General features: G+C 63.3%; 3 protein-coding genes and 1 pseudogene. 1 reads left to right on the top strand and 3 read right to left on the bottom strand.

What is annotated here, in order from left to right; all coding sequences use genetic code 11:
• Positions 1-40 precede the first annotated feature (40 nt).
• The 3 genes from RWT78_RS29005 to RWT78_RS29015 all read right to left on the bottom strand — a co-directional run bounded on the left by RWT78_RS29005 (position 41) and on the right by RWT78_RS29015 (position 2,448).
• The gene (locus tag RWT78_RS29005) at positions 41-1,111 is read right to left on the bottom strand and encodes a quinone-dependent dihydroorotate dehydrogenase (protein ID WP_314682899.1); all 1,071 of its coding nucleotides are present in this window, start codon (positions 1,109-1,111) and stop codon (positions 41-43) included.
• Between the two features lie 63 nt (positions 1,112-1,174).
• Positions 1,175-1,423 (bottom strand): DUF5703 family protein, encoded by a 249-nt coding sequence (locus RWT78_RS29010; protein WP_003946171.1) that lies wholly within the window; start codon positions 1,421-1,423, stop codon positions 1,175-1,177.
• Positions 1,423-2,448 carry a hypothetical protein gene (locus RWT78_RS29015; protein WP_314682902.1) on the bottom strand — a complete coding sequence of 342 codons (1,026 nt, stop codon included), beginning with the start codon at positions 2,446-2,448 and terminating at the stop codon, positions 1,423-1,425. Before RWT78_RS29015 ends, RWT78_RS29010 begins: the two co-directional genes overlap by 1 nt.
• 183 nt (positions 2,449-2,631) lie before the next feature.
• Between RWT78_RS29015 and RWT78_RS29020 the strand changes: the two are divergent.
• Positions 2,632-2,828, top strand: a pseudogene (locus RWT78_RS29020) (hypothetical protein); the annotation flags it as partial.

Genomic DNA, 2,828 nt, shown 5'->3' on the forward strand with positions numbered 1-2,828 from the left:
TTATTACCGGCCCGGGGTTAATAACGGCGCACAGCAGTTTCTAGCGAGGGTTCTCAGCACCGACTGCCTGGGCAATTGACGAGAAGCCCGCTGCGCGCACGCGTTTGGCGATGCCTTTGTGGATGCTGCGAGCCCAGAACGGTCCGCCGTAGATGAAGCCGGTGTATCCCTGCACCAGCGTCGCGCCGGCGAGGATGCGTTCCCACGCCTGGTCGGCTGTCTCGATACCGCCGACCGAGATGATGGTCATCTTGTCGCCCACTCGGGCGTACAGGCGCCGAAGTACTTCGAGTGAGCGCTCGGCGACCGGTGCACCGGACAGCCCGCCCGCGCCGAGTGCAGCTACCTCGGCGTCCGGGGTTTTCAAGCCGTCGCGACGGATCGTGGTGTTGGTCGCGACGATTCCGGCAAGTCCGAGTTCGACTGCCAGATCGGCGACAGCGTCGACGTCCTCGTCCGAGAGGTCGGGCGCGATCTTCACCAGTACCGGCACGCTGACGGTGTCGAGCACGGCCTGCAGGATCGGGCGCAGTGATTCGACGGCCTGCAGATCACGGAGTCCGGGCGTGTTCGGCGAGCTGACATTCACGACCATGAAGTCGGCCAGCGGACCCAGAAGCTGCGCGCTGGCGGTGTAGTCGGCAGCGGCGTCGGCGGCTTCGACGATCTTGGTCTTGCCGATGTTGGCACCGATCGGGACCGTGACGCGGCGCTGTCGCAGGAAATTCGCCGCGTGACCAGCGCCGTGGTTGTTGAAGCCCATCCGGTTGATCAGAGCGCGGTCGGCCGGAAGACGGAAGAGACGCGGCGCGGGGTTACCGGGCTGAGCCTGGGCCGTCACTGTTCCGACCTCGGCGAAACCGAATCCCAACGGGCCCCAGGCGTCGACTCCGGTGGCGTCCTTGTCGAATCCTGCGGCGAGGCCGAGAGGTGCCGGGAACGTCAGACCGAATGCCTGACTCCGCAGAACCGGGTCGTCGACGACAAGGACTTTTGCGACCAGCCAGCGAAGGGGAGCGAACCGTGTCACCAGTTTCATCGCGGTGAAGGCAATGTGGTGGATGCGTTCCGGTGGGACCCGGAACATCAGGCTCAGCAGCAGTTGGTACACGATTCTCCAGCTCTTCGATGGTGTGATTTTGTCAGCGGCGGGCTCTGGTCGTCTGTTGGACGATCAGTGCTGAATGCCGTCCGGATCGGTCACGTGCAGCGGCGTCTTCTTTCGCTTGAGGAGCACGCGACGACTGCCGTCGGGGTAGAGACGGACTCGGGAGAGTTCCCATCCGCCGAACTCGGCGGAGATCGCCAGCCGCATCGACGCCGTGACCCGCGAAACGTTCGGCGGTAGTCGAAGGGGCACATAGTCGAACTTGTCGTCCGACGTCTCCCACTGCGCGGGGATCCCGCGCGTACGCTTTTCCATCAGTTCTCCCGTGACGGGATGACCTGCAGCCCGTCACCGGTTGCCGATCCGACGATCAGATTGCCGTTGGAAGAGTCTACGGCCAACGAATTCGGCTGTCGCACCGTCTTGAACCGTCCGGTCTCCACGGGGATGCCGGACGACAGATCGAAGCCGACCACTTCGTTGGTCGCGGTCAGCGTGACCCACACCCGATCCGCGGCCTCGTCGTAGGCAACGGCGTACGGCGACTCGCCGACGGGGTAGCGCTGGTGCATCAGGAGCGGATCGGCAGTGAAGACGAGCAGTTCGTTGCCGGTGGTGTCGGTGACCAGAATGCGTCCGAAGCGATCGGTGGCCAGATGAGTTGCGCCCTCACCGGCGCGGAGAGCGACGCCGAGTTTGCCGTCTTCGAGGTTGATCGCCGTCAGCGAGGTCTGACGGTGATCGAGGGCGCTCAGGCTGTCGCCGGTGACCGCGAGCTCGTCGACCGATGCGAATCCCGAAACTGTCTGTGACTGATCGTTCTTCGGGTCGACGATGTGAACTGAACCATTGTCCGTGCCGATCGCGATGCGGCCGTCGTTGAGTTCGACCGCTGAATTCGCCTGCCCGTCTACCGGGATGGACGTCTGTTCGCCCGAAGTCAGATTCAGCTTCACGACCTGGCGATCCATCGACAGAAGAGCGCTACCGTCAGAGCCGATCGAAACGTCGCGTACGTCGGAATCCAGGGCTGTTGGACGACCTGCAGAGGCGGGGTCGGCGCCGGCCAAACTGTCCGAAGGAACGACCAGCACCGAACGGGGGTCGTTGGCAACCACTACAGCGCTGCGCGTGATCGGGTCGAATGTGATGGAATCGATCAGACCTGAATACGGGTGAACCACGCCGTCCGGGGTACTGGTGGTGGCCGGTGAGACCGCTGCCGTTGCGGGATCGATCGTGATGAGGTCGTCTCCGCCATCTCCGGAAGAACATCCTGTGACCAGCAGAACCGCCGCCCCCATTGCTGCTGCAGTGGTGCGGATCCCTAGGCGAGCCATGTGTAGTTCCTCTTTTTCTTGTCATCTGTTCTTCACGCAGTGCGACTGTCATCGATCATCCCTGATCGCAGTCGGGCGCCGTTCATCGCGTCGAGGAACTACCGACCATTCCGCTCACACCCCTGACGCGATACCGTACGAACAGCGGTTGCGGTTGACGCTGCAATCACCGAGGAGATCATTGTGATTCCCACAGAACCCACCGATTCCGGAGCACAGCCGCCCGGACCGGCGCGGCCGGGCTTCGAGATCGAGGACCTCACCGTCGGCGCTCACGCACACGGTTTCGGCAGGTCCGACGGTCGAACTTTCGCGTTCCGTGTACGAAAGAGCATGCTGTTCGTCGAGGTATACGGCGAATACTGCGAGCACAGTGTGCC

This window comes from uncultured Rhodococcus sp. (assembly GCF_963525155.1).
GTDB classification, from domain to species: Bacteria; Actinomycetota; Actinomycetes; order Mycobacteriales; family Mycobacteriaceae; genus Rhodococcus_F; species Rhodococcus_F qingshengii.

What these genes read in the sequence shown, in the direction of transcription:
- RWT78_RS29010 (WP_003946171.1), bottom strand. Translation starts at nt 1,423, where the DNA reads ATGGAAAAGCGTACGCGCGGGATCCCCGCGCAGTGGGAGACGTCGGAC.
- RWT78_RS29015 (WP_314682902.1), bottom strand. Translation starts at nt 2,448, where the DNA reads ATGGCTCGCCTAGGGATCCGCACCACTGCAGCAGCAATGGGGGCGGCG.